At 49.0% G+C, this 26175-nt stretch carries 25 protein-coding genes; 9 read left to right on the top strand and 16 right to left on the bottom strand.

What is annotated here, in order from left to right:
* Positions 1–114 precede the first annotated feature (114 nt).
* The 4 genes from F566_RS0124845 (at position 115) to F566_RS0124830 (ending at position 4864) form a co-directional block, all read left to right on the top strand.
* On the top strand, positions 115–990 hold the full coding sequence (locus F566_RS0124845; protein WP_020409746.1) for a ribokinase: 876 nt from the start codon (positions 115–117) through the stop codon (positions 988–990).
* Positions 987–1958 carry a nucleoside hydrolase gene (locus F566_RS0124840; protein WP_020409745.1) on the top strand — a complete coding sequence of 324 codons (972 nt, stop codon included), beginning with the start codon at positions 987–989 and terminating at the stop codon, positions 1956–1958. Before F566_RS0124845 ends, F566_RS0124840 begins: the two co-directional genes overlap by 4 nt.
* Positions 1959–2018: 60 nt before the next feature.
* On the top strand, positions 2019–3698 hold the full coding sequence (gene ushA, locus F566_RS0124835) for a bifunctional UDP-sugar hydrolase/5'-nucleotidase UshA (RefSeq protein ID WP_020409744.1): 1680 nt from the start codon (positions 2019–2021) through the stop codon (positions 3696–3698).
* Between the two features lie 203 nt (positions 3699–3901).
* Complete coding sequence (locus tag F566_RS0124830) at positions 3902–4864, top strand: LysR family transcriptional regulator (RefSeq protein WP_020409743.1); 963 nt, start codon at positions 3902–3904, stop codon at positions 4862–4864.
* A 44-nt stretch (positions 4865–4908) separates the two neighbouring features.
* On the opposite strand, the gene F566_RS0124825 is transcribed toward F566_RS0124830, so the two are convergent.
* From F566_RS0124825 to F566_RS0124795, 7 genes are all read right to left on the bottom strand, one after another.
* Positions 4909–5862 carry a GNAT family N-acetyltransferase gene (locus tag F566_RS0124825; protein ID WP_157497070.1) on the bottom strand — a complete coding sequence of 318 codons (954 nt, stop codon included), beginning with the start codon at positions 5860–5862 and terminating at the stop codon, positions 4909–4911.
* Positions 5852–7048: a cupin domain-containing protein gene (locus F566_RS0124820; protein ID WP_020409741.1), complete on the bottom strand. Its 1197-nt coding sequence runs from the start codon at positions 7046–7048 to the stop codon at positions 5852–5854. The genes F566_RS0124825 and F566_RS0124820 overlap by 11 nt, the downstream gene beginning before the upstream one ends.
* Before the next feature lie 206 nt (positions 7049–7254).
* Positions 7255–8640: an adenylosuccinate lyase gene (gene purB, locus F566_RS0124815; RefSeq protein WP_020409740.1), complete on the bottom strand. Its 1386-nt coding sequence runs from the start codon at positions 8638–8640 to the stop codon at positions 7255–7257.
* A gap of 65 nt (positions 8641–8705) precedes the next feature.
* On the bottom strand, positions 8706–9323 hold the full coding sequence (gene hflD, locus F566_RS0124810) for a high frequency lysogenization protein HflD (protein WP_020409739.1): 618 nt from the start codon (positions 9321–9323) through the stop codon (positions 8706–8708).
* A 2-nt stretch (positions 9324–9325) separates the two neighbouring features.
* Positions 9326–10498, bottom strand: a complete 1173-nt coding sequence (gene mnmA / locus F566_RS0124805) for a tRNA 2-thiouridine(34) synthase MnmA (RefSeq protein WP_020409738.1) — start codon at positions 10496–10498, stop codon at positions 9326–9328.
* Between the two features lie 165 nt (positions 10499–10663).
* Positions 10664–11131 (bottom strand): NUDIX hydrolase, encoded by a 468-nt coding sequence (locus F566_RS0124800; protein WP_020409737.1) that lies wholly within the window; start codon positions 11129–11131, stop codon positions 10664–10666.
* 11 nt (positions 11132–11142) lie between these two features.
* Entirely contained in the window at positions 11143–11772 is a 630-nt protein-coding gene (locus tag F566_RS0124795) for a pseudouridine synthase (protein WP_020409736.1), read from the bottom strand.
* A 283-nt stretch (positions 11773–12055) separates the two neighbouring features.
* On the opposite strand from F566_RS0124795, the gene icd reads away from it, so the two are divergent.
* Complete coding sequence (gene icd, locus F566_RS0124790; protein WP_020409735.1) at positions 12056–13315, top strand: NADP-dependent isocitrate dehydrogenase; 1260 nt, start codon at positions 12056–12058, stop codon at positions 13313–13315.
* A gap of 208 nt (positions 13316–13523) precedes the next feature.
* Here icd and F566_RS37985 read toward each other — a convergent pair whose 3' ends face one another.
* The gene (locus F566_RS37985; protein WP_020409734.1) at positions 13524–13859 is read right to left on the bottom strand and encodes a cold-shock protein; all 336 of its coding nucleotides are present in this window, start codon (positions 13857–13859) and stop codon (positions 13524–13526) included.
* 392 nt (positions 13860–14251) lie between these two features.
* On the opposite strand from F566_RS37985, the gene clpS reads away from it, so the two are divergent.
* A complete protein-coding gene (gene clpS / locus F566_RS0124780) occupies positions 14252–14629 on the top strand; it encodes an ATP-dependent Clp protease adapter ClpS (protein ID WP_020409733.1) in 378 nt (125 codons plus the stop codon).
* 20 nt (positions 14630–14649) lie between these two features.
* Positions 14650–16926 (top strand): ATP-dependent Clp protease ATP-binding subunit ClpA, encoded by a 2277-nt coding sequence (gene clpA / locus F566_RS0124775; RefSeq protein WP_020409732.1) that lies wholly within the window; start codon positions 14650–14652, stop codon positions 16924–16926.
* Positions 16927–17017: 91 nt separating this feature from the next.
* Here the strand turns inward: clpA and infA are convergent, their stop codons facing one another.
* From infA to F566_RS0124735, 8 genes are all read right to left on the bottom strand, one after another.
* On the bottom strand, positions 17018–17236 hold the full coding sequence (gene infA / locus F566_RS0124770) for a translation initiation factor IF-1 (RefSeq protein WP_020409731.1): 219 nt from the start codon (positions 17234–17236) through the stop codon (positions 17018–17020).
* Positions 17237–17413: 177 nt separating this feature from the next.
* Positions 17414–18118 (bottom strand): arginyltransferase, encoded by a 705-nt coding sequence (locus F566_RS0124765; RefSeq protein ID WP_026180301.1) that lies wholly within the window; start codon positions 18116–18118, stop codon positions 17414–17416.
* A 135-nt stretch (positions 18119–18253) separates the two neighbouring features.
* Positions 18254–18952 carry a leucyl/phenylalanyl-tRNA--protein transferase gene (gene aat, locus F566_RS0124760; protein WP_026180300.1) on the bottom strand — a complete coding sequence of 233 codons (699 nt, stop codon included), beginning with the start codon at positions 18950–18952 and terminating at the stop codon, positions 18254–18256.
* A gap of 193 nt (positions 18953–19145) precedes the next feature.
* A complete protein-coding gene (trxB, locus tag F566_RS0124755) occupies positions 19146–20093 on the bottom strand; it encodes a thioredoxin-disulfide reductase (protein WP_020409728.1) in 948 nt (315 codons plus the stop codon).
* A gap of 279 nt (positions 20094–20372) precedes the next feature.
* A complete protein-coding gene (locus tag F566_RS0124750; RefSeq protein WP_020409727.1) occupies positions 20373–21281 on the bottom strand; it encodes an AAA family ATPase in 909 nt (302 codons plus the stop codon).
* A 26-nt stretch (positions 21282–21307) separates the two neighbouring features.
* Positions 21308–22342 (bottom strand): agmatine deiminase family protein, encoded by a 1035-nt coding sequence (locus tag F566_RS0124745; RefSeq protein WP_020409726.1) that lies wholly within the window; start codon positions 22340–22342, stop codon positions 21308–21310.
* A 46-nt stretch (positions 22343–22388) separates the two neighbouring features.
* Complete coding sequence (locus tag F566_RS0124740; RefSeq protein WP_020409725.1) at positions 22389–22691, bottom strand: hypothetical protein; 303 nt, start codon at positions 22689–22691, stop codon at positions 22389–22391.
* 162 nt (positions 22692–22853) lie between these two features.
* On the bottom strand, positions 22854–23447 hold the full coding sequence (locus F566_RS0124735; RefSeq protein ID WP_020409724.1) for a PilZ domain-containing protein: 594 nt from the start codon (positions 23445–23447) through the stop codon (positions 22854–22856).
* Between the two features lie 302 nt (positions 23448–23749).
* Here F566_RS0124735 and F566_RS0124730 point away from each other — a divergent pair, with 302 nt between their 5' ends.
* Complete coding sequence (locus tag F566_RS0124730; RefSeq protein ID WP_020409723.1) at positions 23750–24991, top strand: lipoprotein-releasing ABC transporter permease subunit; 1242 nt, start codon at positions 23750–23752, stop codon at positions 24989–24991.
* Entirely contained in the window at positions 24984–25685 is a 702-nt protein-coding gene (locus F566_RS0124725) for an ABC transporter ATP-binding protein (protein WP_020409722.1), read from the top strand. Before F566_RS0124730 ends, F566_RS0124725 begins: the two co-directional genes overlap by 8 nt.
* Positions 25686–26175: the final 490 nt, after the last annotated feature.

Raw genomic sequence — 26175 nt, 5'->3', positions numbered from 1 at the left:
TGTCGTTGACAGGCTTATCGTCAATACAAGTCTTGTTGTAATTAACAAGAACAAGGATCTGTTATCAGAAAAGGATGACAGCATGGACTACTCAATGAAACCGGGAGACAGCCTGTGAAAGTGTTGAATTTCGGGTCGATCAATATCGACTATGTTTATCAGGTGCCTCACTTTGTCCGCCCTGGAGAAACCTTAAGTGCGGCTCAATTGGATACGGTGCTGGGAGGCAAGGGGGCCAACCAGTCTATCGCTCTGGCGCGAGCTGGGGTTACAGTCCAACATCTAGGTGCTATCGGCCAGTCTGACGACTGGATTATCGATTATCTGGCTGAAAATCAGGTAGGCACCTCCTGGATTGAAAAGGTTGATGGACCTAGCGGGCATGCCATTATTCAGGTGGATCAGGACGCAGAGAACGCGATCCTGCTTTATGGTGGAGCAAATCGCTGTTTTGCCCGGGAGCGGATTGAATCAGCTGTAAGTCAACTTGGCTCTGATGACTGGCTGCTGATTCAGAATGAGTGTAATGGCATTGTTTGGGCGATAGAGGCTGCCCGCGAGCGGGGGGTGAATATTGCGTTTAACCCTGCACCTATGACTCCAGACGTTGCTCAACTTCCATTGGAGGCTGTTGATCTGCTGTTTGTCAATCAGATCGAAGCCTCTGATCTTGCCGGTACGGATTCGGCTCAGGACGCGCTCCGTTTTTTGAACGAGCGATACCCAGAAACGACACTGGTCATGACGCTGGGAGGGGAAGGCGCTTTGCTGTCATCCTCCAGCGAGCATATCCGGTTGCCAGCCAAATCCGTCCAGGCTGTAGACACGACAGGGGCGGGGGATACATTTGTCGGATATTTCCTGGCAAGTGTCATTCAAGGGCTGTCCCATGAAGCTGCTTTAAACCGGGCGATATCCGCTTCGGCCATTGCTGTAACCCGAGCTGGTGCATCTACCAGTATTCCCTATGCCAGTGAGGTAACTGAATGATTCAACCTATCATTATTGATACAGATCCCGGGGTCGACGATGCAATGGCGATTGCCTTTGCCCTGGGGCATCCCGAGATTGAGCTTGCTGGTATTACGACTGTATTCGGCAATGTGTCGGTTAACCAGGCTACCAGCAACGCGCTTGCTTTACTTGAATCCTTTGGTGCACCTCAGGTGCCCGTAGCGAAGGGTGCTGCGGTTCCTTTGATTCAACCACCGTTCCCTCATCCTGATTTTGTGCACGGAAAAGACGGTCTGGGCAACATTGATATCCAGCCTTCCGGAGGCCGGGCACCGGTATCAGAGTCTGCTGCTCAGTTCATTGTGGATAAAGCCAATGAATATGGTGGAGAACTGACTTTGGTTGCCATCGGGCCGCTTACCAATGTGGCTTTGGCGTTAAGACTGGATCCGGAGCTGCCGAAGAAGCTGAAGCAATTGGTCATAATGGGCGGTGCCGTCGATGAACCAGGCAATGTATCACCGGTAGCCGAAGCCAACTTCCTCTCTGATCCGCATAGTGCGGATATTGTGATGGGATCGGGGGCTAATGTCGTTGTTGTTGGTCTGGACGTTACTCATAAGGTGATACTCACAGATACGTCACTGAGGCATTTACGGGATAACGGGGGAGAGGTTGGTAAGCTGCTCTGGGATTCCAGTCGTTTCTATGTCAATTACTATTCCAACATTGGTGCAGCTTCCGGACAGGATGAACCTGGGTGCTGTATGCATGATGCTGCAGCGGTGGCCTATGTGGTGGCGCCAGAATTGTTTGATGTGATCTGTGGTCCGGCCAGGGTGGTACCCGAAGGAATAGGGGCCGGACAATTGACAATCAATCGGAAGGGGTATACCTATCTGCTCAAATACTGGGAAAATCGGTCTCCTGTGACTGTCTGTATGGAAGCGGATGACGCGAAACTGATCGAGTTGTTTCTTCAGACAATTTGCGACGCGTCATAGAAATACAGAGTTTAAGTTTCAATAATCCACAGCAAAAAAGGAATTGCGGGGAGTGAAACCATGAAATATCCAGCTCAGCGCCTAACGTTCATATTCTCAGCTCAAAGTAAAAGTACAGGTGTCCTGGCACTGGCTTTTACGGCGCTGGTGACCGGTTGCAGCTCGATTCAATCCGAATCAGATGCAGATCCGCATTACAGGCTGACGTTACTTCATACTAACGATCACCATGGGAGGTTCTGGAAAAACTCCCATGGCGAGTATGGGATGGCTGCCCGTAAAACCCTGATTGATCAGATCAGGGCTGAAGTTGAGGAAGAGGGCGGCCAGGTATTGCTGCTTTCCGGTGGAGATATTAACACCGGCGTGCCTGAATCTGATCTGCAGGACGCAGAGCCTGATTTCAAGGGTATGAGGCATCTGGGTTATGATGCTATGGCGGTGGGTAATCATGAATTTGATAATCCGTTGGATATCATCCGCCAACAGCAGGAATGGGCTGGTTTTCCTTTTCTTGCGGCAAATATCTATGATAGCAATACTGGAGAGCGGCTTTTTGAGCCGTACAAAGTATTTGATCTCGACGGACTGAAAGTCGCCGTTATCGGACTGATAACCGAGGATACCAAAAAGCTGGGAAATCCAGAGTTTATGGGCGATATTGAATTTTCTCTGCCTTCGGTTGAAGCGGCAGTTTTGGTGCCGGAGCTGAAGAAGAAATCGGATATCGTGATCGCAGCCACTCACATGGGTCATTATGATAATGCCGCTTATGGCGTAAATGCCCCTGGTGATGTATCTCTGGCTCGTCGTGTTTCCGGGATCGACATCATCGTAGGGGGGCACTCGCAGGACCCTGTGTGTATGTCAGCAGAAAATCTTTCCAATATGGCCTACCAGGCCGGCGATCCCTGTCTTCCTGATTCCCAGAACGGTACTTTGATCATGCAGGCCCATGAATGGGGTAAGTATGTGGGGCGAGCTGACCTAGAGTATCAAGATGGTGAACTGACACTACTCAGTTACCAGCTCATTCCGGTCAATCTCAAAAAGAAAGTGAAGAATGCAGAAGGCAAATCGGAAAGAGTGCTCGTCGCAGAAGCTATTCCCGAAGATGCTGGCATGCTCGATTTCCTTCAGCCTTTTCAGGATCAGGGACAGGATGAATTGAATATTCCGATAGGCAATGTGGATGACAGGCTGGAGGGGGATCGCAGTGTCGTCCGTTTTCAGCCCACCAATCTTGGTCACTTGATTGCGACGGCACAGATGGAGAAGGTCAAGGCGGATCTAGCCGTCATGAACTCTGGAGGTATCAGGGACAGTATTGAGGCTGGCGAAATCACTTATAAAGAAGTACTCATGGTTCAGCCCTTCTCGAATACCGTTGCCTCAGTTGATTTAACGGGCAAAGAGCTGATGGAGTATTTATCTATTGTTGCGTCCAAACCTGTCGATACGGGTGCTTTTGCTCAGTTCGCAGGGGTTGCTCTGGAAATTGTCGACGGCAAACTGACGAATGCCCTGGTCGGGAATAAACCGATAGATTCCGATCATGTTTATCGCCTAGCGGTGAACAGTTATATTGCTGCCGGTGGGGATGGATATCCTGATTTGTCATCTCACCCGGGCTACGTTAATAGTGGCTTTGTCGATGCGGAAGTGCTTAAGACATTTTTAAGCCAGCATTCGCCTATACAGGCCTCTGACTATGACAATCAAGCGATTCAGCGTCTCTGACGGCTGACATACCAAGCCGTCAAACAGGGGCAGTTGGTTGACTGCCTCCTCTCCTTTCAGCCTTCTGTCCTGTTGTTGAATTATTCATCTCACAGACTAACAATCCATCTAACTTCAATAGTTTGCAATAAACCAATGACATTCCAGGTTAATTGGGTCCATAATTTACCTAATGTATGTAATGCTGCTTTGGTATTTATTGAATGAATCTTGCTCGAATAGATCTTAACCTGCTTGTTTACTTGGACGTCCTACTACGAGAAAAAAGTGTCACTAAAGCCGCTAATCACCTCGGTATTACCCAACCGGCAATGAGTAATGGACTGCGCAGATTACGAGATATGTTTGGCGATCCTTTGCTGGTGCGAACGAGCGAGGGAATGACGGCTACTGCAAGAGCTCTTGAGCTTCAGCCGTTGATCAGGACTGTGCTGACGGAAATTGATCAGGTCGTGCAGCCTCGTGAAGAGTTCGATGCCATGACCAGCAAAAAAGTGTTCAGAATCATGGCCAGCGATTATGCTGAAAGCGCACTGATTCCAGCCGTGTTGAAACGGCTTCGCGCGGAAGCCCCCGGAGTTATCCTGGATGTCCTGACTCCAAGTGATGTGTCATTTCTTGATGTAGAGCAGGGTCGCGTGGATATGGCGATCAACCGGTTTGATAAAATCCCCCAGTCATTTCATCAACGAACAATCTGGGAGGATAGTTTTTCCTGTCTGTTAAGTGTACATAACCCGCTTGTATATGATTTTACGTTGGATGCTTATCTTAACGCGCATCATATCTGGGTCAGCAAGACTGGTTTTGGGGTCGGTGTGGGCGTCAACCCGAAAGATGTGCAACGATTGGGCTGGGTGGATGAAGCGTTAGCCAAGCTGGATAAAAAGCGGGATATCAGTGTATTTACCCGTCATTATCAGGTGGCTATGCTGCTATCCCAGCAACGCGATCTGATTGCGACTCTGCCTTCCCGGGCGGCGAAGTTGATGCTGGACAACCCAAATCTGGTGATTAAAGAACCGCCATTTCCCATTCCTTCTTTTGAGTTGAAAATGGCCTGGAGCCCCCTGCTGCAGAATAACTCGGATCATCGATGGTTGCGTCAGTTAATCACCCAGGCAGCCGAAGGCCCGGATGATGTGGAAATCAGGGCCCGGGACTAGGACTCTCTCTTTTGAGACATAAGCTGGCTGGTTGCCAATGCCGGCTAGAGCGAAAACTGGCGCAGTTCCTGAGAGACATGACTGTGATTCAGCAGGCGTTGAAACTCATCTTTAAGTCTTTTGACTGTCCCAGGATCAGAGTAACAGCAGAAACCTTCCCATTTGTCATGGCTGTGGCGCAAGGCAACGCCGTGATCATCTATCAGAACGAATACCTGGTCAGGGAAGGATAATTCGGCATTCAGTGTTTTGATGTCAATCGAGGTTGTCAGGCGCCTTGCCAGAGTCAGAAACTGATTACTGTAGGTAACTGCCGGTCTTGGGTCTCCAAGTACAACCTGAATGGAGGTGCCTCTGCCTTTGCGGGCAAGGTTGGAAATGGCGTCGAGGACGTCGGGGATATCCAGGGTGCCTTTTTCAAGGTCGTAAGTCAGTATCTGAACCGAGTGTTTTGCCTGTCTGAGCAGGGCGCACAGATGCTTGAGATACTCTTCCTGCGAGTTGACTCGACAAACGGTTTCGTCTTCGGATAACTTGTTCTGGGTTTCGGGTTTGAGCGTTCCCAGTACCAGTCTCATGCGAATATGCGGAATGCCGGCTTCATCATAGGGCTCTCCAACCGGTTCAAATCCTTCCTGCATATAGAGGGATTGAATATAGCATTGCGCACTGAGGTTCACTTCTATGATGCCTTGAGAACGGGCATAGCCGATGACAAATTTAAGCAGGCTACCGGCAATGCCTTGCCCTCTGAACTCCTGAGGTACGGCGAATCTACCTACTTTGGCTTTGTGTTTGCCATCATGAATGAGGCGTGCGACTCCATAACAGAGTCCGTCCATATCACGGACCAGGAAATGAGTGGCTTGCGCATCATATTCATCCCATTCCAAATCCTCTGGAACATTTTGCTCTTCTACAAAGACTTTTTTGCGAATATCCTTTAGTTCTTTTTCGCTTTCCTGCCATGTCGTAATTTTGGTGTACTTAAGCGTCATCGCCCCAATCATCCAATTCGTCGTCGGTACTAATTCTCAAGCTACCCTGATTGAATAGCGTTGCCAATAACTTCAGTTCACTGTCCGAAATCAGCTCCCTGAGCTTTTCTTTATCGACCTGGTTGGATGAGCACAGAAGCTCAATCCAGGGTTGATTCGCGCTGTTAAGCGGATACGAGTGGCCATCAACCGCCAGGATCAGGCTGTCCTTCAGAGGAAGAAAACTGAATCTTGAGCCTTCATTCCAACGGAATCTTACTTCCGGAACCAGAAACAGTTCCTCCAGCTCATGCTCAGATATGTACTCTTCCTCTGACACCGGCTCAACGATTCCATCATGTTTCGGACTGGTGACAAATTCACCAAACCAGGTTCTCAGCATCTGTTCATCTTCAATGATTTCTTCTAGATACGTTTTGAAATCATTAATGGCGTCATCCTGAATTTTACCCGGATTCTTCAGCGGTTTCGTGGTGTGGTCCGTGAGGTGTTGGTTCGCAGAAGGCTGATCACAGCAATAGTCTGTGAAGGAAGAAAACAGCTCGGCTTTGGTGGGCGATCGAAACCCGACCGATAACGTAATGCAATGCTCGAGTGCAACACCGAAGTGGGCGACACCGGGAGGGAGATAAAGCGCATCCCCAGGTTCAAGTACCCAATCCTCGGTAATCTCCATGTTCTTGATAATGCGTAAGGGAGTCCCATCCAGGCGTTCTGTACTGGCTGTACATACTGGGCCGATCTGCCAACGTCGACGGCCCTCGGCCTGTATCAGAAATACATCATATTGGTCGTAATGAGGGCCAACACTTCCACCAACAGGTGCAAAACTGGCCATGATATCGTCTACGCGCCAGTTTGGTAGAAATCGAAATTGGTCTAGCAAATCTGCAACTTCCGGAACCCAGTGATCAAGTCCCTGAACCAGTAAAGTCCAGTCTTCGTCTGGTAGCGATTCCAGAAATTCTGCTTCAAAAGGGCCGTGTTTAAGTTGCCAGGGTTTGCCGTTAAGGTTTTCAAAAACAATGCGTGATTCGACTTCTTCTTCCAGGGAAAGGCCTGCAAGATCGTTGTGGTCCAACGGACACTCAAAGTCCGGAAACAGGTTTTTGATCAGTAGCGGCTTCTTTTGCCAGTAGTTCGATAAAAATTCTTCAATACTGACAGAGCCCAAAGATTGGAGCATAAGAGATCCTGACAAAGTGGGGGGAGTTATCGACCCATACTGGCAAGCCCTGGAAAACTAACTGCGTTGCCGCCGCAGCGTTCAAAACGACCTCCAATGCTCATTTACGCCTTTGTAAACTCCGCGTTTTCGGTCGTTTTTGCCATGCATCGGCCGCCTCATCAACGTTTTCAACAGCTTGCTAAAGGGCCGGTTAGGCGCCGAACTCAGAACTGTTCGATGCGCCGGGTTTGCTCAGCAGCGTTACCGATGTAAGTTCGAGGTTCGAGGGTTGCCAGCTGCTGTTTGGCTTCCGCAGGAATGTCGAGGCTGTCAATAAACGGCTTCAGACTTTCCCGGGTAATCGATTTCCCTCGAGTCAATTCTTTGAGTTTTTCATAGGCGCCTTCAATGTTGTAGCGGCGCATTACTGTCTGGATCGGCTCAGCCAGTACTTCCCAGCTATTATCCAAGTCCTCTTCTAGGCGAGAGGCATTCAATTCGAGTTTGCCGAGTCCCTTCAGGGTGGCGTGATAGGCGATTTGCGACTGTGCCAGCCCAACCCCAAGATTACGCAAGACAGTTGAATCGGTCAGATCTCGCTGCCAGCGGGAAACGGGAAGTTTGCGGCTCAAGTGTTCCATGATGGCATTGGCGATGCCCAGGTTGCCTTCAGAGTTTTCAAAATCAATTGGATTCACCTTGTGAGGCATCGTCGAAGATCCCACTTCACCTGCTACAGCTTTCTGCTTGAAATAGCCCAGCGAAATGTAACCCCAGATATCACGGTCCAGATCAATCAGGATGGTGTTGAAACGGCAGACCGCATCAAAGGCTTCAGCGATAAAGTCGTGGGGTTCGATCTGGGTGGTATAAGGATTCCACTCAAGACCCAGGCTTTCTATCAGAATGCGGGCATTTTCTTCCCAGTCTACATTCGGGTAGGCACTCAAATGAGCGTTGTAATTACCCACTGCGCCGTTGATTTTCCCCAACATTTTCTGGCTGCGGATCAGTTGTAGTTGGCGCTTAAGTCGTGCCACAACGTTTGCCAGTTCCTTACCAACTGTAGTGGGAGAGGCGGTTTGGCCGTGGGTACGAGATAGCATGGGTTGATCGGCAAATTGTAATGCCAGTGACTGGATTTTATCCGCGACTTTTTCCATCAACGGGAGGGTAACGTCCTGTAATCCGCGCTTCAGCATCAGGGCGTAAGAAAGATTGTTGATATCTTCTGACGTGCAGGCGAAGTGGACAAACTCGTTAATGCTGTCCAATATCGCTGGCGCGCCGGACACCTTGAACTGTTCCTTGATGTAGTATTCCACTGCCTTAACATCATGGTTTGTTGTGGCTTCAATATCCTTCACCCGTTGTGCTTTTTCCGGGGTCAGATTGGCGTAGATGGCGGTCAGGAATTTCCGGGTCTCCTCATCAAATGCCGGTACCTCTGGGATATCTGAATTCTCTGACAATCGGAGCAACCAGCAGATTTCCACCTCGATCCTGGCTTTGATCAAGCCATATTCGCTGAATACCGGACGCAGGTCATTGGTTTTTCCGGCGTAGCGGCCGTCAACAGGAGAGAGCGCGGTAAGCTCGTTCAGTATCATGTTGGTACTCCCTTCGGAGGTTGGTTATCAGTAAATAGTTTATTATATCAGGGCGCGTACGACGTCTAACCGGCCAGACGTCGAGCCACCTGAAGAATCTGTTTGCGCATGAACAGCAGTTTCCAGCGTCGTCCGCCGACCTGTCGCCACAACACTGCCGCGCGAATGCCGGCCAATAGTATCGCGCGAATTTTGTCGGCATTTTCATCGACCCTGAGGTATTTTGGATCGCCGGTGACCTGAATTCTTTGTGGGAAAGTGCTGACGGTGTCTTTGTACAAAGAAGCGAACGCGCCGACGATGTTGGGGTGTGTCACTTCAAAGTGATTAGTCTGGGTCTGTATCTGCTGGATTCTCTTTGCCATGACCTCCAGCAGGTCGCCACGTTTTCTCAGCTTGCCTTCCAGATAAAGCAGAGTCAGAGCATAGCGCACCATTTCGGTTTTGCTACGGTTCTGTTGTTTTTCCAAGACGGCGATAAGTTCTCTCAGCCCCGGCTGGATACCGTAGCGATCACCGAATACGTCGACGGTGTTGCTGGCGTCGATTTTTAACAGACTGTTCAGGCTGGTGGCAAAAGCGTCTTCCCCAAGGGTCCCTTTCTTTGCCAGCTCATCAACCAGGAATGCAGCCTGAAAGACACCTGCTAGTGCGATTACTTGATCTTCAGTGCTACCTGACAAGACTATCCTCCATTAACACCGGATTGAGCGGCCGATGGGCCTGAGTTATTTGTTGACCCTGAATTAAACTGGGATGCCCGGGTCTCTATTACACCACCGCCAAGACATCTCAAGCCGTCATAGAATACGACGGACTGCCCGGGAGTGATTGCCCGCTGGGGCTGATCGAATACAACTTCCACCTTCTCTTTACGGTAATGCACGGTGCACGCCTGGTCAGGTTGACGGTAGCGTGTCTTGGCAAAACAGCGGAATTGACCCGGGGAGGCGCCGTATTGTGGAGCGCCGTTGATCCACTCAAGCTTGCTGGCCGTCAGTGTTTGTTGGAATAGGTGTGGATGGTCGCTGCCTTGAGCGACATAGAGAATATTGCTCTCCAGGTCTTTATCGATGACATACCATGGCGCGTCATCATAATCTTTGAGCCCGCCGATTCCCAAGCCCTGACGCTGGCCAATGGTGTGGTACATTAACCCCTGATGTTGACCAATTTCGTCACCCTGATCAGTCAGGATACGGCCAGGCTGAGCGGGTATGTAGGTCTTAAGGAAGTCAGAAAACTTGCGCTCACCGATAAAGCAGATGCCGGTACTGTCTTTTTTGTCTGCGGTCACAAATCCCTGCACTGTAGCAATGCGACGAATCTCTTTTTTAAGTAATCCACCGACCGGGAACAGTGTTTTGGCGACTGCATCGCCTGGTACAGCATGCAGAAAGTAACTTTGTTCTTTGCTGGGGTCGGCTCCTTTCATCAGAGCTATATCATTTCCGAATTTTCCGCGTTGGGCATAATGTCCGGTGGCAATAAAATCTCCGCCCAGGTGTTGCGCATATTCCAGAAAGGCTTTGAATTTGATCTCTTTGTTGCAGAGAATATCCGGATTGGGGGTTCTTCCGGCACGGTATTCGTCCAGAAAGTGCTCAAATACACGATCCCAATATTCGGCTGAAAAGCTGGCGGTATGAAGCTTGATACCGAGCCTGTCGGCGACTTTTTTCGCATCTTCCAGGTCTGCCAGGGCTGTGCAATACTCTGTGCCGTCATCTTCGTCCCAGTTTTTCATGAAGAGGCCCTCGACCTCATATCCAAGGGATTTTAGGATGTAAGCGGACACTGAAGAGTCCACGCCTCCGGAGAGCCCGACGATCACTTTCTGTTTGCGTATTGGCGTCATATTAAAATAACCGTATCAAATCCCGCGCCGGCAACTGTCTTGGCACCGGCATATGCCCGGACACTGAAAACACCCGGACACTGAAAATACCATATAAAAGGGCGCGGTATTATACCGGCAAAGGGAGCAGATTGCAGGTTTTTATAGGTTGAAGCCGTCTCATTCTCACTTATGTGACTCGTAGATTAAGTCCAGGGGGTAAATCTTACCTGCAAGATAATCTTCAACACACTTTCTGACCAGCGGACTGCGCAAGGCAAATTGACCGGAAGTCATCGCTTCTGGAGACAGCCAGTGGGTGGCAAGAATGTCTGAATCCAGCGTCTTCGATGTTTTATCGACCGGGTTGCCGACAAAACAATAGCGATGATAGGTAAGATCCTGATTGGGGATGCGCAGGGTATAGATGCCGGTGAATCCTGTCAGCTCCACTGTCCATCCTGTCTCCTCAAGTGTTTCCCGGTGTACGGCTTCAAGAATCGATTCGTTTTTCTCAATATGGCCGGCCGGTTGATTGATCACCCTCTTCTCCTGAATGAACTCTTCAACAAAAAGTAGTCTGCCATTGGAAGAAATACGGCTGCTTTCCGGGATGATAATTGCGACAGTGGCCCTGGGGCACCAGACTGACATGAGGAACTCCTTTAGCGTTTTTTCCTTTGACGGAAGTCTGCCATTTTTTTAACGTTTTTGCGCTGTTGCACTCCAGATTTGCGCCGCGTCGGGGTTGGCATGTGGATCGTTTCATACCTGTATTCCCCGGAGGGCAAGTTATCAATACTCCAGGGGCCGATACTGTAACGGATTAACCGCAAAGTCGGGAATCCGACAGCGGCGGTCATACGGCGAACCTGACGGTTTCGACCTTCCATGATGGTTAGTGCAATCCAACTGGTTGGAATGTTGCGTCTTTGTCTTACCGGCGGATCTCTTTCCCAGATTTCGGGTGGTTCGATGATGGTGGCGTTAGCAGGTTTTGTCGGACCGTCGTTTAGCAAAATGCCTTTTTCAAGGCGAGATAAGGCGTCCTGGGAAATGCACCCTTCTACCTGAACCCAGTAGGTTTTGGGTTGTTTATGGCGTGGGTGGGATATTTTCGCCTGCAATGCTCCGTCGTCGGTCAGCACCAGTAGCCCCTCTGAATCGTAGTCAAGTCGCCCGGCGGGATAAAGCCCGGTTTCGTGGATATAATCCTTGAGTGTTTTGCGTCCCTGAGTGTCAGTAAACTGGGAGAGCACGTTCATGGGTTTGTTGAATGCAACAAGCTTAGCCACTAAGAAGACCTTCTATAAGTTCCGGTAACAGAAATGAAATTTTCTCATTCCTGTCACTGGGCGTCCATTTTGTTCTTGGATCGTTGCTGCGAATAGTTGCTTTAACCCGAAATGAGAATGATGCGAACGGCCTCATAATAGTGCAGCTGCTATACTCGAAATTCAGGATGCATGGAAAAGTGTGTCTTCGTGCGCCAAAAAAGATCTCCGATAAAACAATAAATAATTTTCAGTGCCTGTTATCAGGGCAGGCGAGTTGAATGATGCCGCAGGAGTCAATCTCATGGGATACCAAAAGATCCGAGTGCCGGATGATGGTGACAAAATTACCGTCAACGCTGACCTGACCCTAAACGTTCCTAACCACCCAATTGTGCCCTATATCGAAGGGGATGGTATCGGTGTCGATATTACGCCGCCGATGTTGAAAGTGGTCAATGCTGCTGTCGAAAAAGCCTATGGAGTGCGCAGGGCTATCGCATGGATGGAAATTTATTGTGGTGAAAAAGCCACTCAGGTCTATGGTGCGGATGAATGGCTGCCAGAAGAAACCATGGAAGCGTTGCGTGAGTTTTCTGTTGGCATAAAGGGCCCCTTGACTACGCCGGTCGGAGGCGGGATTCGCTCATTGAATGTGGCATTGCGGCAAGAGCTGGACCTATATGTCTGTATGAGGCCAGTGCGCTGGTTCGAAGGTGTGCCGAGCCCAGTCGTTGCTCCGGAAAAAACAGATATGGTGATCTTCAGGGAGAACTCAGAAGATATCTATGCGGGTATTGAGTGGCAGGCCAACAGTGACGACGCCCGTAAGATAATCAATTTTCTCAGAGAGGAAATGGGGGTTACAAAAATCCGGTTTCCTGATAACTGTGGCATTGGCATTAAGCCGGTGTCAGAGGAGGGGACCAAGCGATTGGTGAGAAAGGCGATTCAGTATGCCATTGAAAATGATTGTCCTTCAGTGACCTTGGTACATAAAGGCAACATTATGAAGTACACCGAAGGCGCCTTTAAGGAATGGGGGTATGAGCTGGCCAGAGAGCGATTCGCCGCGGAGCCGCTCGACGGTGGTCCCTGGCATCATTTTCAGAATCCCCGAACAGGTACAGATATTGTCATAAAGGATGTTATTGCTGATGCATTTCTTCAGCAGATTCTCATGCGTCCGGAAGATTACAGTGTGATTGCGACACTGAATCTGAACGGGGATTACATTTCTGACGCACTTGCAGCAGAAGTCGGAGGCATTGGGATTGCGCCCGGGGCCAATATTGGTGGGAGTGTCGCATTATTCGAGGCAACTCATGGCACTGCACCAAAATATGCCGGACAAAATAAGGTCAATCCCGGTTCACTGATCCTGTCTGCGGAAATGCTGTTGCGTCATATTGGCTGGATTGAAGCCGCTGACCTGATTCTTCAGGGAATGGCCGGCGCGATAGAAGCTAAGACCGTGACTTACGATTTTGAACGGTTGATGCCGGATGCCACATTATTGAGCACTTCTCAATTTGGTGATGCGGTGATTAAGCACATGAGGTGACGGCTGCAGGTGGTAAATGTATAGAAAATGGGGGAAATAGGATAACAGGGAGCATAAGGGGGCAGTGCACCAAACCGTATGCACCGTTTTGGGTTGTAGATGGCCCAGAAGCCTGTTTTTAGGCACGGCCTAAGCTCTGCCCCCACGAGAATGGAGGCACAGCGGATGGTCAATAGCGAGCGTTTAGCTTAAAACGTGAGTTTAAAGACTAGGCGCTTGCAGCAATTGACTGAGGTTTTTCGGAAGACGACTCGGCTGTACTGTCTTCCTCGGATCGTTGCGATGATTTGTCTTCGGCAGTTGTCATCTCACTTCGCTGAGGTGAATCCAGCGGCGTGATATTGACAGCGTGGAATCCCTTTCCACTTGGTTGTGCTTCGAATGCTACAGCTTGTCCCGCTTTTAAAGTTTTATAACCTTCCATTTGGATGGAGGAGAAGTGCACGAAAAGGTCTTCTTTACACAGATCTCCATTTCCTTCATCAGCGATAATAAAGCCGTAGCCCTTGGCATTGTTAAACCACTTTACTTTACCTTGAGGCATGATCGACTCCCTTGTCTCAAAGAATGGGCTTGTGCCCTATTTTTTTTGTTAGTTGTTTCCGCGGCCATTACTCCCTGGCAACTTCAAATGGGAAGCAGAAGTACCACTACCTTAGGAGATTGACCTAGTTTGCTTCCCATAGCGATAGTATTATAAAGCGAATTACATTGAAAGTAATCGAATAAATCCGTCTGGAATGCTTGAAGAAAGGGGATAGAGTCTCCACATTCATATTCTGAGAGGCGAGTACTCGACGCGGTGAGAAATTGTTGGCAAAGTGAATTAAATTCTGTCGCGCTGGTCTGAAAATTGTATAGTGTCAGCCGTATATTTGAGGTTTACGTCAGTCAAACAAATCTCAAGAAGATTTAACCAAATTATTCATTTCACCTATGGGTAAACTTGAAGATAGTCTACTAATATTAAATCAGGGACAGGATGACGAAGGGCAGAATGATCCGGATCGGGATCGCCATGGAAATCTGGCGGTTGCGCCGGAAAAACCAGCACTTAAGCGTCCTTCTCTATACAGCGTCATCATGTTGAATGATGACTTCACACCCATGGATTTTGTGGTGGAGGTTTTGATGACGTTTTTCAACATGCCTGAGCCGAAAGCGACTCAGATCATGTTGACTGTGCATACCCAGGGAAGGGCCGTATGTGGCGTGTTCACGAGGGACATTGCCGAGTCAAAGGCGGCTCAGGTCAATCAGTATTCCTCAGAATGTGAACATCCGCTGTTATGTGAAATTGAAAGAGCGGATTAGCTCGGAGCTGAGGTGCAGAGATGCTTAGTAAAGACCTCGAATTGACCTTAAATGCGGCATTCAAAAACGCTCGGGAGAAGTGCCACGAATTTATGACCGTGGAGCATCTGCTGTTAGCGCTTTTGGACAATGAGTCAGCCATTAAAGTGCTGGGTGCCTGTGGTGCGGAATTGTCTCAGCTTCGTGAGGAACTCTCGGAATTTGTCGACTCAACTACGCCATTGATCCCCACCAATGACCCTGATCGCGAAACCCAGCCTACCTTGGGATTCCAGCGGGTGCTGCAAAGAGCAGTGTTTCATGTGCAGTCTTCCGGCAAAAAAGAAGTTACCGGCGCCAATGTGCTGGTGGCAATCTTCAGCGAACAGGAAAGTCAGGCTGTGTATATGCTGAAGAAACAGAACGTGGCTCGTATTGATGTGGTGAACTACATCAGTCACGGCATCTCCAAGGTCGCCGGTGATAATGAGCAGGACGAAGAACATGAGCATCAGGATGAAGCTATGGAAGAGTCCGGCGGTTCAAAGCCTCTGGAGTCGTATGCGACCAATTTGAATGAGCAGGCCAGGCAAGGGCGTATTGACCCTTTGATTGGCCGTGAGAAAGAAATTGAAAGGGTAATGCAGATCCTCTCCCGGCGCAGGAAAAACAATCCTTTGCTGGTGGGTGAAGCAGGCGTCGGTAAAACGGCCATTGCTGAAGGTTTGGCAAAACAGATTGTGGAAGGCAATGTTCCTGATGTGATCAAAGACGCTGTGGTGTATTCCCTGGATTTGGGGGCATTGCTTGCAGGTACAAAATATCGGGGGGATTTCGAAAAGCGCTTCAAGGCATTATTGAAAGAGCTGAAGCGGCAGCATAAATCCATTCTGTTTATTGATGAGATTCATACGATTATTGGAGCAGGTTCTGCTTCCGGTGGTGTCATGGATGCTTCCAACCTGCTGAAGCCCTTGCTGAGTTCTGGTGAAATTCGCTGTATCGGTTCCACAACCTTTACGGAGTTTCGCGGCATTTTTGAGAAAGACAGTGCTTTGGCACGCAGGTTCCAGAAAATTGATGTGGTTGAACCTAATGTGCAGGATACTTATCAAATCCTGAAAGGTCTGAAGCGTCAGTTTGAGAAGCACCATGAGGTAGAATATACCGATGATGCCCTGCGTTCTGCGGCTGAGCTGGCAGATCGCTATATCAATGATCGTCACATGCCGGACAAGGCCATTGATGTCATTGATGAAGCTGGAGCTAGTCAGCGCCTTAAAGCCGAGGAAGATAGGGCCAAGATAATCGATACTTATATTATCGAGTCGGTCGTGGCCAGTATTGCCAGAATTCCGCCGAAAACTGTTTCTGCTACAGATAAGGATAAAATCCGTAATCTGCAGCGGGATCTCAAAATGGTGGTATTTGGGCAGGATCCTGCTATCGAGGCGCTGTCTACGGCGATCAAACTGTCCCGTGCAGGTCTGAAGACCGAAGGTAAGCCCGAAGGCTCCTTCCTGTTCGCTGGGCCTACAGGGGTCGGTAAGACGGAAGTGACCCGTCAGTTGGCCAAGATTCTCGGTGTGGAGCTGGTTCGTTTCGATATGTCTGAGTATATGGAGCGTCACACTGTATCCAGACTGATCGGAGCTCCTCCTGGATATGTCGGCTTTGATCAGGGCGGGTTACTGACCGAGGCAGTGAATAAGAATCCGCACTGTGTGTTATTGCTGGATGAGATCGAGAAGGCACATCCTGAAGTCTTTAACCTGTTGCTGCAGGTGATGGATCATGGGACCCTGACGGATAATAATGGCCGTAAGGCGGATTTCCGACACGTCATTCTGGTCATGACAACCAATGCTGGTGCTGAGGAAATGAGTCGCCGGTCCATTGGTTTTAATTACCAGGATCACACGACTGATGGTATGGAAATTATTACCAAGACATTTTCACCTGAGTTTAGAAACCGTCTGGATGCCATTATTCAGTTCAAACCACTGACAACCACAACCATCACGCATGTCGTAGACAAGTTCCTCACCGAGTTGCAGGCGCAGCTTGATGAGAAGCGTGTATTGCTGGATTTGGATACCGAGGCCAAAGCCTGGCTGGCTGTTCATGGATATGACGAGAAAATGGGTGCACGTCCCATGGCTCGTCTGATTCAGGAACACATCAAGAAGCCACTGGCAGAGCATATCCTGTTCGGTGAATTGTCAGATGAGGGTGGATCCGTTCTGGTGTCTGTGTCAGAAGACAAGCTTGTTTTCAAGTTTGTACAGGAGCGCACTTTGGAAGATCAGTCCTCGTGACTGGTCTTTGTTGGTGAGTCCCAGTTAATGGGATAGGGAAAATAAAAAAGGGGCTGAAAAGCCCCTTTTTTAATGCTGAAAAGGCGAGATATTAACGGGCGCGGTATACGATCCTGCCTTTGCTCAGGTCGTAAGGAGTCATTTCAACTTTGACTTTATCGCCAGTCAGAATACGGATGTAGTTTTTCCGCATTTTGCCTGAAATGTGAGCGGTTACGACGTGGCCGTTTTCCAGCTCAACCCGAAACATCGTATTGGGAAGGGTGTCGATAATGGTCCCTTCCATTTCTATATTGCCTTCTTTCGCCATTCAGCAGAATCCTCGTTAATGATGATACATAAGCGCTGTCGTCAATAGGTCAATTATAACATATTAACCAGTTATAAAGGTTGTGAAATATATAACGATACAGCACGGCCTAAATTTAGGAGTGCGAATTTTGCCTTAATTATAACCAAAGTGCAAAGTGCAATCTGAGAAGAGGCGTTAAATGCTGACCCAATTGTCCCTGACCAGTACCTCAATTGGCCGGTAATTGGTTTTATAGGACATTTTGTCGCAGTTTCTTATCCAGTATCCCAGGTAAAGGTAGGGTAGATGTCTACGTTTGGCTTCTTCAATCTGCCAGAGTATTCCGAACACGCCTAATGCCCGTTTTGTCTCGGCGGGATCAAAAAAAGTATAAATCGATGATAGGCCGTCTTCAGTGGTATCGGTCACTGCGACTCCCATCAGTTTCGACTCATATCGAAACTCTACAAATTGAGTTTCCTTGCGTGACTCAAGTAGAAAGGATTCATATTGATCGAGCGTGGGCGGAAACATGTCTCCATCACGATGACGTTCATTGATGTAGCGCTGGTATAGCGAAAAATGATCCTGGTAGAAGCGGGGTTCGCATCGAATAACTTCCAGGTCCTGGTTTTTGTTCCAGGTTCTTGTCTGGCTGCGACTTGGTTCAAACTTCTCGACTGGTATTCTAACCGGAATGCAGGCGTTGCATCCGTTGCACCGTGGTTTGTAGTAATGGTGGCCGCTACGGCGAAAACCGAGCTGCGATAGTCTTGTGTAAAGTGTCTGATCCACATTGGCTTTTGGATCAACAAACATTGTGGTGGCTAGCCGATCCTCTAGATAACTGCATGGATGTTCCGGAGTTGCGTAAAACACCAGTGTGCGCATGTTTGACATGGAACTTACTCTCGCTGGTTCTCGGGCACATGGGCCGAAACTATCATTGGATAGCGATGCTCTGCATCGGGAGCCTGTTTTTTATTGGCGGGAGACGCTGCGCTACTCATATGTATTGCAGAGCCTCTGGCTCTATCAAATGAGGTTCCGATCGATCAACCACTCATGGCTCAGGTTATGATCGATATTTTCTGCAAGTATAGTCAAAAACTTGTCCCTCGGGGTAGATGTGGCTCCCAGGCTGAGCAGATGGGGGTTGGGAACCTGGCAGTCAAATAGGCTGTAGCCCCAAGCCTCTAAGTGTTTGGCCAGTACAATAAAAGCGGCTTTAGAAGCGTTGGTTTGCCTGGAAAACATGGATTCTCCGAAAAAGCATCTTCCCATGGCAATGCCATATAACCCCCCTACAAGGTTTTCTCCCTCCCAGACTTCTATGCAGTGGGCAAATCCGAGCCTTGCCAGGTAAATGTAGGCCAGTTGCATATCATGAGTGATCCAGGTGTCAGAGCAGTAACTTCGTGGCTCGGCGCAGGCCTGAATGACACTTTCAAATGATGTATCAAATGAGAATTGAAACCGCTGACTATTGAAAGTTCTACGCATGCTCCTGGATATATGAAGGTTATTAAATTCAAGGGTGCAGCGAGGGTCCGGGGACCACCAAAGAATGGGCTGGTCATCGCTGAACCAGGGGAATATTCCCATTCTGTACGCCCGGAGCAGTCTCTCTGGGCTGAGATCCCCTCCCATACAGAGCAGACCGTTGGGGTCTTCCAGAGCTGTACTCGGATGCGGGAACATTATCTCTCGGTCAAGCCATGCGAGTTCAGTCATTTTGAGTCAATAGAGTTTTATTAATAGTAACTGTAGACAGAATATCAGTAGGTCTGGCTATTTTAAAAAGGAAACCGGAGATGCGTAATGCAACTCCGGTCGGGAAGGATAGGGGGAGCCGGTAGTTGTGTCCAGAGCTGAAGCGATTCTATTCAGTTAAAGAATCTAAACTCTGCAGGTCGGCTCTGAGGCATTATTTATCCAGGAATTTTTCTGCGTCGAGAGCGGCCATACAGCCAAATCCGGCTGATGTGACAGCCTGGCGATATACGTGGTCGGCGACATCGCCGGCAGCAAACACCCCTTCGACGCTGGTTTGTGTTGCATTACCTTCAGTGCCCGACTGGATTTTCAGGTAGCCGTCTTTCATTTCGAGCTGGCCGTCAAATATGTCAGTGTTTGGCTTGTGGCCAATGGCAATGAACACGCCGCTGACGTCCAGATCTTGAGAGTCCCCGCCTTTGGTACTCTTGACTCGAAGTCCGGTAACGCCAGAGTCATCACCTAATACCTCATCGACCACGTGATCCCAGACAATGCGGATATTACCGTTCTTTTCTTTTTCGAAAAGCTTGTCCTGAAGAATTTTTTCCGCGCGAAGCGAATCGCGGCGGTGAACCAGATAGACTTCAGAGGCGATGTTGGAAAGGTAAAGGGCCTCTTCGACAGCCGTATTGCCGCCACCAACCACAGCCACCTTCTGCTTGCGATAAAAAAATCCATCACAGGTAGCGCAAGCGCTGACGCCTTTTCCTTTGAATGCTTCTTCGGATTCAAGGCCGATGTATTGGGCGGAGGCTCCGGTGGCGATGATCAGTGCATCGCATGTATAGGTGCTCTGGTCGCCAATTAAAGTGAATGGCTTTTTGCTCAGATCCGCGGTGTGGATGTGGTCGAAAACAACCTCTGTATCAAAGCGCTCGGCATGTTTCTGCATGCGTTGCATCAGCTCCGGGCCCTGTACGCCGGCATCGTCACCAGGCCAGTTGTCGACATCAGTGGTGGTGGTCAGCTGCCCCCCCATTTGCATGCCGGTGATAATGACAGGGTCCAGGTTGGCGCGGGCAGCATATACCGCAGCGGTATAGCCGGCAGGACCTGATCCCAGAATCAGCAGTTTGATGTGCCGGGTTTCGCTCATGAATACATTTCCTTCCTAACGAAAAGTGGTTGTTTCGGGAATGGTGTGCACCAGTACCCCCTAAATAAATGCGGTAAAGGTATCACAATTCCAAGAGAGAATTGATAAATTTAACCAATGAACCATATTGGTTGGAGCAATCTATCTGCACAGCAGAAAGTCCGGGACATGAATGAGCGGGCCTGAAAAGGAAAGCAAAGTGTTGAAAATCTGGTAGTTGGATTTGCAGAGATTCCCTGGCGTTTAGGGCTACTGACGAAGGGTAATATCGGTGATTTCCTAGACTACTTCCACTTCTCTCAAGACTTTGGTGCTTAGAGGGTAGTGGTCAGATTTGCTGGAGCCGCCGAGCCGATGCTCTATAACCGATGGGAGAACGACCTGGATGTCATCGGGAAGAACGTGCTCGCGCCCTTCTATCAAGGCCCAGGCCTTTGCCGCTCTAAGAAGGGCGATACCTCCTCGCGGGGAAAGTCCGTCCTTAAACTCTGCATCCTGCCGGGTGTAACTGATAATACGCTGTACATAGTCAATCAGCGCGTCAGTACATTTCACCTGTGGTACCAGGAGTTGAAGGCTCATGAGTTCCTCGGAGGTCATGCTGGGGGTTAATGCCTGGAGTAAGGCGGTTCTGTCATGACCAAGCAGCAATTCCCTCTCTGCTTCCGGTGTGGGATATCCCAGATGGATACGCATGAAAAAGCGATCCATTTGCGATTCCGGCAGTAAAAACGTACCGGATTGTTCCGTCGGATTTTGTGTCGCGATCACAAAGAATGGTCGGGGTAGAGGGTAGGTTGTCCCTTCAACGCTAATCTGCCTCTCTTCCATGGCTTCCAGCAGAGCACTTTGTGCTTTGGGGGTTGACCGGTTGATTTCATCGGCCAATACCAGCTGTGCAAATAATGGACCCTTGTGAAAAGTGAACTCTGATTTATTGCGATCAAACAGATTAATACCAATAAGATCTGAAGGAAGTAGGTCACTGGTGAACTGTATTCTGTTGTAGCTCAGACCCAGACTTTGTGCTATGGCATGGGAGAGTGTGGTCTTTCCCATACCGGGCAGATCTTCAATGAGCAAATGTCCTTCACACAACAGGCAGGCCAGTGCCAGCTTTATTTGCTGATGTTTGCCCAGAACAATGGTTCCAATCTGGTCTATCGTCCTGTTGATTAATGTTGTCATGGTTAACCGATCAAGTCTTTGACTGTTTAAATGACGCCATCAGGAAGCTGCATGGTGACACAGTGGAGGCTGCCGTGTTGTTCTATCAAGCTGCGGCAATCAATTGTCTCAATTGTTCGATCCGGAAAGCAGAACTTTATTTGGCTGATTGCTTCCTGGTCTTGAGGTACGCCGTAGACGGGGAGTAATACTGCACCGTTGATAATAAGGAAGTTGGCATAGGTAGCAGGCAACCGCTGACCTTCGTCATCAAAACAGGCTTCTGCCATAGGAAGAGGAACCAGCCTGTAGGGTCTGTTGTCGGCGGTTCTGGCTGCCTGGAGCTGTTGCTCCATTTTCTTCAGTGCGTCGTAATGTTCGTCTTCCGTGTCATTACACTGAACGTAGCAGATGGTTTCTTCATCGCAAAATCTGGCCAAAGTGTCGATATGGCTGTCCGTATCGTCACCTGCCAAATAGCCGTGATCAAGCCAGAGGACTCGGTTAGCGCCAAAATATTCCTTGAAACTGGATTCCACGGAGGCTTTAGTGGCGTCCGGATTACGGGTGGATGTCAGGACACACTCGGAGGCTGTCATGATGGTGCCTTTGCCATCAGATTCAACCGAGCCGCCCTCAAGAATGTAAGGAATATGGCGAATGGCAGCTCCATCGAAGGCGCCGAGTTCTAGCAGACTGGTGGTAATCTGGTCATCCTTTTCATAATCAAACTTTCCACCCCAAGCATTAAAACGGAAGTCCAGCAGCACGGGAGTGTGGCCGTCATAGACGGTGATCGGGCCGTGATCACGACACCAGCTGTCATTGGACGGAACGCAGAATAGTCCCACTTTTTCCGGAGGAATGTTGGCGGCGGATAGTGCGTCGGCAATTCTCTCCAGACTGTCGAAAGACTGGCAGCTGATGATGAGATTTTGGTACTTGCATATCGCTCTGGCTATCTCAAGAAAAGTGTTTTCGACTTGAGCCAGATTATCTGCCCAATCTGTCTGTTCGTGCGGCCAGGTTAATAGTACGGCGCATTGGGGGGCCCATTCAGCGGGTAAGACGATATTGCTCACTGATACTTCCGAAATGATAATTGGTCGATATTGATGTCTTTCAGGGTTACTTGGACGGCTTAAGAACTGTGTGTATCACATGCTGGCCTTCAAAATAAACCGTATAGCCAGGATATTCCCACACAGTGATCGGCGGGGTGCCAACCGGGCCTTTTCTTGAAACCGGATTGCCGAACTGGGATTCTACGGAATTCATGTCCTGGCCGGTTCTGGGAAGGTTAACCATCTGTCGGTCAGCCTGGTTCATTACCGGAGTTTTGATTTCGTCGGCATTTGTGGTCAATGAGGCTGCTACCAGCAGACAACAGGCCAGAGCTCGACCCAGCTTGAATGTGTGTTGAGGTTGCATCGGTTTTTCCTATTAAAACAGTTTGTTACTAAATATGCGGTACTTACCGGGTACTATAATGGAAATCTTAACAATCTTATTAGAGTGTAGCCTTAAACTTTTGAACTGTCGCATGTTTGTCTAACATTTAGGGTCAGCTTTGTTCACCCTGATTCAGTCGTCTCAATTTTCTGATAACTGTCTGCGACGTGCCTGCTGCTGCGTTTTCAATATATGTCTGGCAATCAACTGACGTTGGTGCTCATCAAGATCAATAAAATTGACGCGTATCTGGTATCTGCTAGAGGAAGAGGTTTCTTCTGTAGTGAGAGGATCGCAAGATACAACCTCAGCCAGAGAGGCAACCGAAAGATATGCAGGAATGGCGGTGAACTTAATTGCCATTTTTTGGCCGATTCGAAGCTCCGAAGAGGAAAAGAATGCCATTCCTCCTTCACTGATATCCATTTCCTGAATACTGTCTTCAGAAATCTCTGATTCCACCATGGTCACGGTTCTGGCGATCAGGTCGACCTTCTTGTTCAATATTTTGATAAGCGCTGCCGCTGTTCGGTCGCTATCAGGAATATGGGTGAGCATGTGCTGGAACTCTACATCCAATGCCTGTAGCTCATTAATCAGCTCAAAGTATGCCGGGTGCCTGAAGAACTTTTCAAAGCCCGGGGCGAGATCATCGTAAAGGACGTAATCTACAAGGCCTTTGTCCTTGATGCGAAAAAAATCCCGACGATTATCAGGCATACCTCTTTGTGTCATGAACAGTCCTTCGGTGTAATCTGAATATAAAACATCATTAATCTTGAAGCGCCAAGCTTTTTTACTGTCTCTTATACAGTCTAGGACGAAATTAACTAACCGTAGTAGTGCTTGGAATTCCAATAGATTATAGTCTTACGCCATTTTGGGAAATCACATTGGTCTATTTCAGACGACCTTTTGTCTGGAACTCCTTGTTTGAAGTTCTGGATAAATTTACCCGGATTCGGGAAAGATGCACCTGGAATCGAGCGAACCAATGGATCTATATCGATTAATTAACATTGAAAAGTTGATAGTTAATGTATAAACCCCTGAGCCTGTTTATTGGCTTGCGATATACCGCGGCAAAGCGCGATAACCACTTCATTTCATTTATATCACTCACATCAATGATCGGATTGATACTGGGAGTTCTGGTATTGATTACCGTGATGTCTGTGATGAATGGGTTTGACCGTGAACTGCGGCAGAGAATTCTTGGTATGGTGCCTCATGCAGTGGTGAAAAGTTATTCTCCAATGACTAACTGGCAGGAGCTGAAATGCAGGATCGGGGAGACTCCCGGTGTAGAGGGGGTGGCTCCGTTTATTCAGGCCCAGGGGATGGCCACAGCTGAAGGTAACGTGCATGGGATTCTGATGAACGGTATTGACCCTGTCGCCGAACAGGATGTTTCCATTGTCCAGAATCATATGATGCAGGGAAGTCTGACGGATCTTAAACCCGGAGAGTTCGGTATTATTGTTGGCGATCTTCTGGCCCGGTCGCTTCGAGCGCGGGTTGGCGATAAAGTCACCGTAATTCTACCGGAAGCCTCGATCACTCCTGCAGGCGTCTTTCCTCGAATGAAGCGTTTAACCGTAGTGGGAATTTTCAGCGTAGGGGCAGAGCTCGATGGTACTTTGGCGATGATCCACATTGACGACGCCGCCAAGCTCAAACGGCTTGGGAATTCTATCGAAGGGTTGCGTTTACGGATGGAAAATCTGTTTGCATCTCAGAAGGTCGCTTGGGGAATTGCCAGTGAGTTGGGCAGTGGATACTACGCAAGCGATTGGACCAGAACACACGGCAATCTGTTCCAGGCGATCCGGATGGAAAAGACCATGGTGGGCCTTTTGCTCATGTTTATCATTGCGGTAGCCGCATTCAATATTGTGTCGACGCTGGTCATGGTGGTAACCGATAAAAAGGCGGATATTGCCATTCTGAGGACCATGGGAGCTACGCCGGGAGAAATTCTGAAAATCTTTATGGTGCAGGGCACCTTCATCGGCGTGATCGGAACTGGAATTGGAGTATTGCTTGGTGTACTTCTGGCCACCAATATCAGCGGAATGATCGCTGGCATTGAAGATATGCTTGGTACGCAATTTTTGAGCTCGGATGTTTATTTCATCAGCTATCTGCCATCTGAGTTGCAATGGGCGGATGTTGGGATAATCAGCGCCTGTACGTTGTCGATCAGTTTCCTTGCCACAATCTATCCAGCCTATCGGGCGTCCAAAATAGAACCTGCGGAGGCGCTGCGTTATGAGTAATCAACTGGTGCTTAGCTGTCAGAATGTGCGCAAGTCATACGTGCAGGGTAAAGAGACTATCGACATCCTGCGAGGGATAGATCTGGATGTGGTCGCTGGTGAGACGCTCGCCATCGTTGGAGCCTCAGGTTCCGGGAAATCCACATTGCTGAACATACTCGGTGCGCTGGATGCGCCTACAAGCGGTGAAGTAAGCATCGCGGGCCAGAAAGCCGCTTCTTTGAAAGAAAAAGCCAAGGCTAAACTGCGTAATGCACACGTGGGGTTTGTTTACCAGTTTCATCATTTACTTCCTGAATTTACCGCGTTGGAGAATGTCGCTATGCCCTTGGTCATCAAAGGCGAGTCTCCCGCGCGAGCCCAGAAAGAGGCCGCGACCTGGCTGGAGAGAGTGGGGTTGGGGCATCGGCTATCTCATAAGCCCGGTCAATTGTCCGGTGGAGAGCGCCAGCGAGTGGCAATTGCACGAGCGATAGCACCAAGGCCTTCATGTGTGCTGATGGACGAGCCTACCGGTAATCTGGATCCTGAATCAGCAGATTCGGTGCAGGCATTACTGTGGGAACTGGTGAAAGATAATCAGACCGCTTTTGTTCTGGTAACTCATGATCCGGCGTTAGCCAGGGAAATGAGTAAAAGCTATCGTCTGCAGGACGGGCATTTGATTAGAGAAGTTGACTCGTTGTCGATGTAGGCCGCAGAAATTTTGGTAATTACAATTATCGTGCATAGGGTGGGTGGCCAGTTCTCAGCACTGGGGCAATAATGGATGACATTCTTTTTGAAGGATATACAAGGAACCGGTTTATCTATTCGTTCTAGAAAGATTTCCCGGCGGTCTTACGATTCATATATTGGTATTGATCTTCGGAGAGAATCATCTGTTCCTTGGAAGGTGTTCCTGATGAGTTAAGGTGGCCGTATTATAACTGAATTGAGGCCTAGGGAGAGTCTGAATAACCCCAAGGTTCTGAGGTAATTCAAACTCTCGACGATATATGGCCGAATATTCAGAGTGTTTTTCCGGCCATTTTGGATCTTCCCCCCCTGTGGGGCGTCATCTGGGCTCACTGCCCCTATACCTGCAGCTCTTTCCTTGCCATCAGCAGATTGCTGAAGGCCGCCAACAGATAGAGCCGGCTCTTGTTCTTGGCCAAGCCTCGATAGCGGACTTTGTCGTAACC

It is taken from the genome of Hahella ganghwensis DSM 17046 (assembly GCF_000376785.1).
Classification (GTDB): Bacteria; Pseudomonadota; Gammaproteobacteria; order Pseudomonadales; family Oleiphilaceae; genus Hahella; species Hahella ganghwensis.
The sequence above is the reverse complement of the archived record's forward strand: the minus strand, read 5'-3'. Positions and strand labels throughout refer to the sequence as shown.

Coding starts and splice junctions, on each gene's coding strand:
- F566_RS0124840 (WP_020409745.1), top strand. CDS start 987: ATGATTCAACCTATCATTATTGATACAGATCCCGGGGTCGACGATGCA.
- ushA (WP_020409744.1), top strand. CDS start 2,019: ATGAAATATCCAGCTCAGCGCCTAACGTTCATATTCTCAGCTCAAAGT.
- F566_RS0124830 (WP_020409743.1), top strand. CDS start 3,902: ATGAATCTTGCTCGAATAGATCTTAACCTGCTTGTTTACTTGGACGTC.
- F566_RS0124825 (WP_157497070.1), bottom strand. CDS start 5,862: ATGACGCTTAAGTACACCAAAATTACGACATGGCAGGAAAGCGAAAAA.
- F566_RS0124820 (WP_020409741.1), bottom strand. CDS start 7,048: ATGCTCCAATCTTTGGGCTCTGTCAGTATTGAAGAATTTTTATCGAAC.
- purB (WP_020409740.1), bottom strand. CDS start 8,640: ATGATACTGAACGAGCTTACCGCGCTCTCTCCTGTTGACGGCCGCTAC.
- mnmA (WP_020409738.1), bottom strand. CDS start 10,498: ATGACGCCAATACGCAAACAGAAAGTGATCGTCGGGCTCTCCGGAGGC.
- F566_RS0124800 (WP_020409737.1), bottom strand. CDS start 11,131: ATGTCAGTCTGGTGCCCCAGGGCCACTGTCGCAATTATCATCCCGGAA.
- icd (WP_020409735.1), top strand. CDS start 12,056: ATGGGATACCAAAAGATCCGAGTGCCGGATGATGGTGACAAAATTACC.
- F566_RS37985 (WP_020409734.1), bottom strand. CDS start 13,859: ATGCCTCAAGGTAAAGTAAAGTGGTTTAACAATGCCAAGGGCTACGGC.
- clpS (WP_020409733.1), top strand. CDS start 14,252: ATGGGTAAACTTGAAGATAGTCTACTAATATTAAATCAGGGACAGGAT.
- clpA (WP_020409732.1), top strand. CDS start 14,650: ATGCTTAGTAAAGACCTCGAATTGACCTTAAATGCGGCATTCAAAAAC.
- infA (WP_020409731.1), bottom strand. CDS start 17,236: ATGGCGAAAGAAGGCAATATAGAAATGGAAGGGACCATTATCGACACC.
- F566_RS0124765 (WP_026180301.1), bottom strand. CDS start 18,118: ATGTCAAACATGCGCACACTGGTGTTTTACGCAACTCCGGAACATCCA.
- aat (WP_026180300.1), bottom strand. CDS start 18,952: ATGACTGAACTCGCATGGCTTGACCGAGAGATAATGTTCCCGCATCCG.
- trxB (WP_020409728.1), bottom strand. CDS start 20,093: ATGAGCGAAACCCGGCACATCAAACTGCTGATTCTGGGATCAGGTCCT.
- F566_RS0124750 (WP_020409727.1), bottom strand. CDS start 21,281: ATGACAACATTAATCAACAGGACGATAGACCAGATTGGAACCATTGTT.
- F566_RS0124740 (WP_020409725.1), bottom strand. CDS start 22,691: ATGCAACCTCAACACACATTCAAGCTGGGTCGAGCTCTGGCCTGTTGT.
- F566_RS0124735 (WP_020409724.1), bottom strand. CDS start 23,447: ATGACACAAAGAGGTATGCCTGATAATCGTCGGGATTTTTTTCGCATC.
- F566_RS0124730 (WP_020409723.1), top strand. CDS start 23,750: ATGTATAAACCCCTGAGCCTGTTTATTGGCTTGCGATATACCGCGGCA.
- F566_RS0124725 (WP_020409722.1), top strand. CDS start 24,984: ATGAGTAATCAACTGGTGCTTAGCTGTCAGAATGTGCGCAAGTCATAC.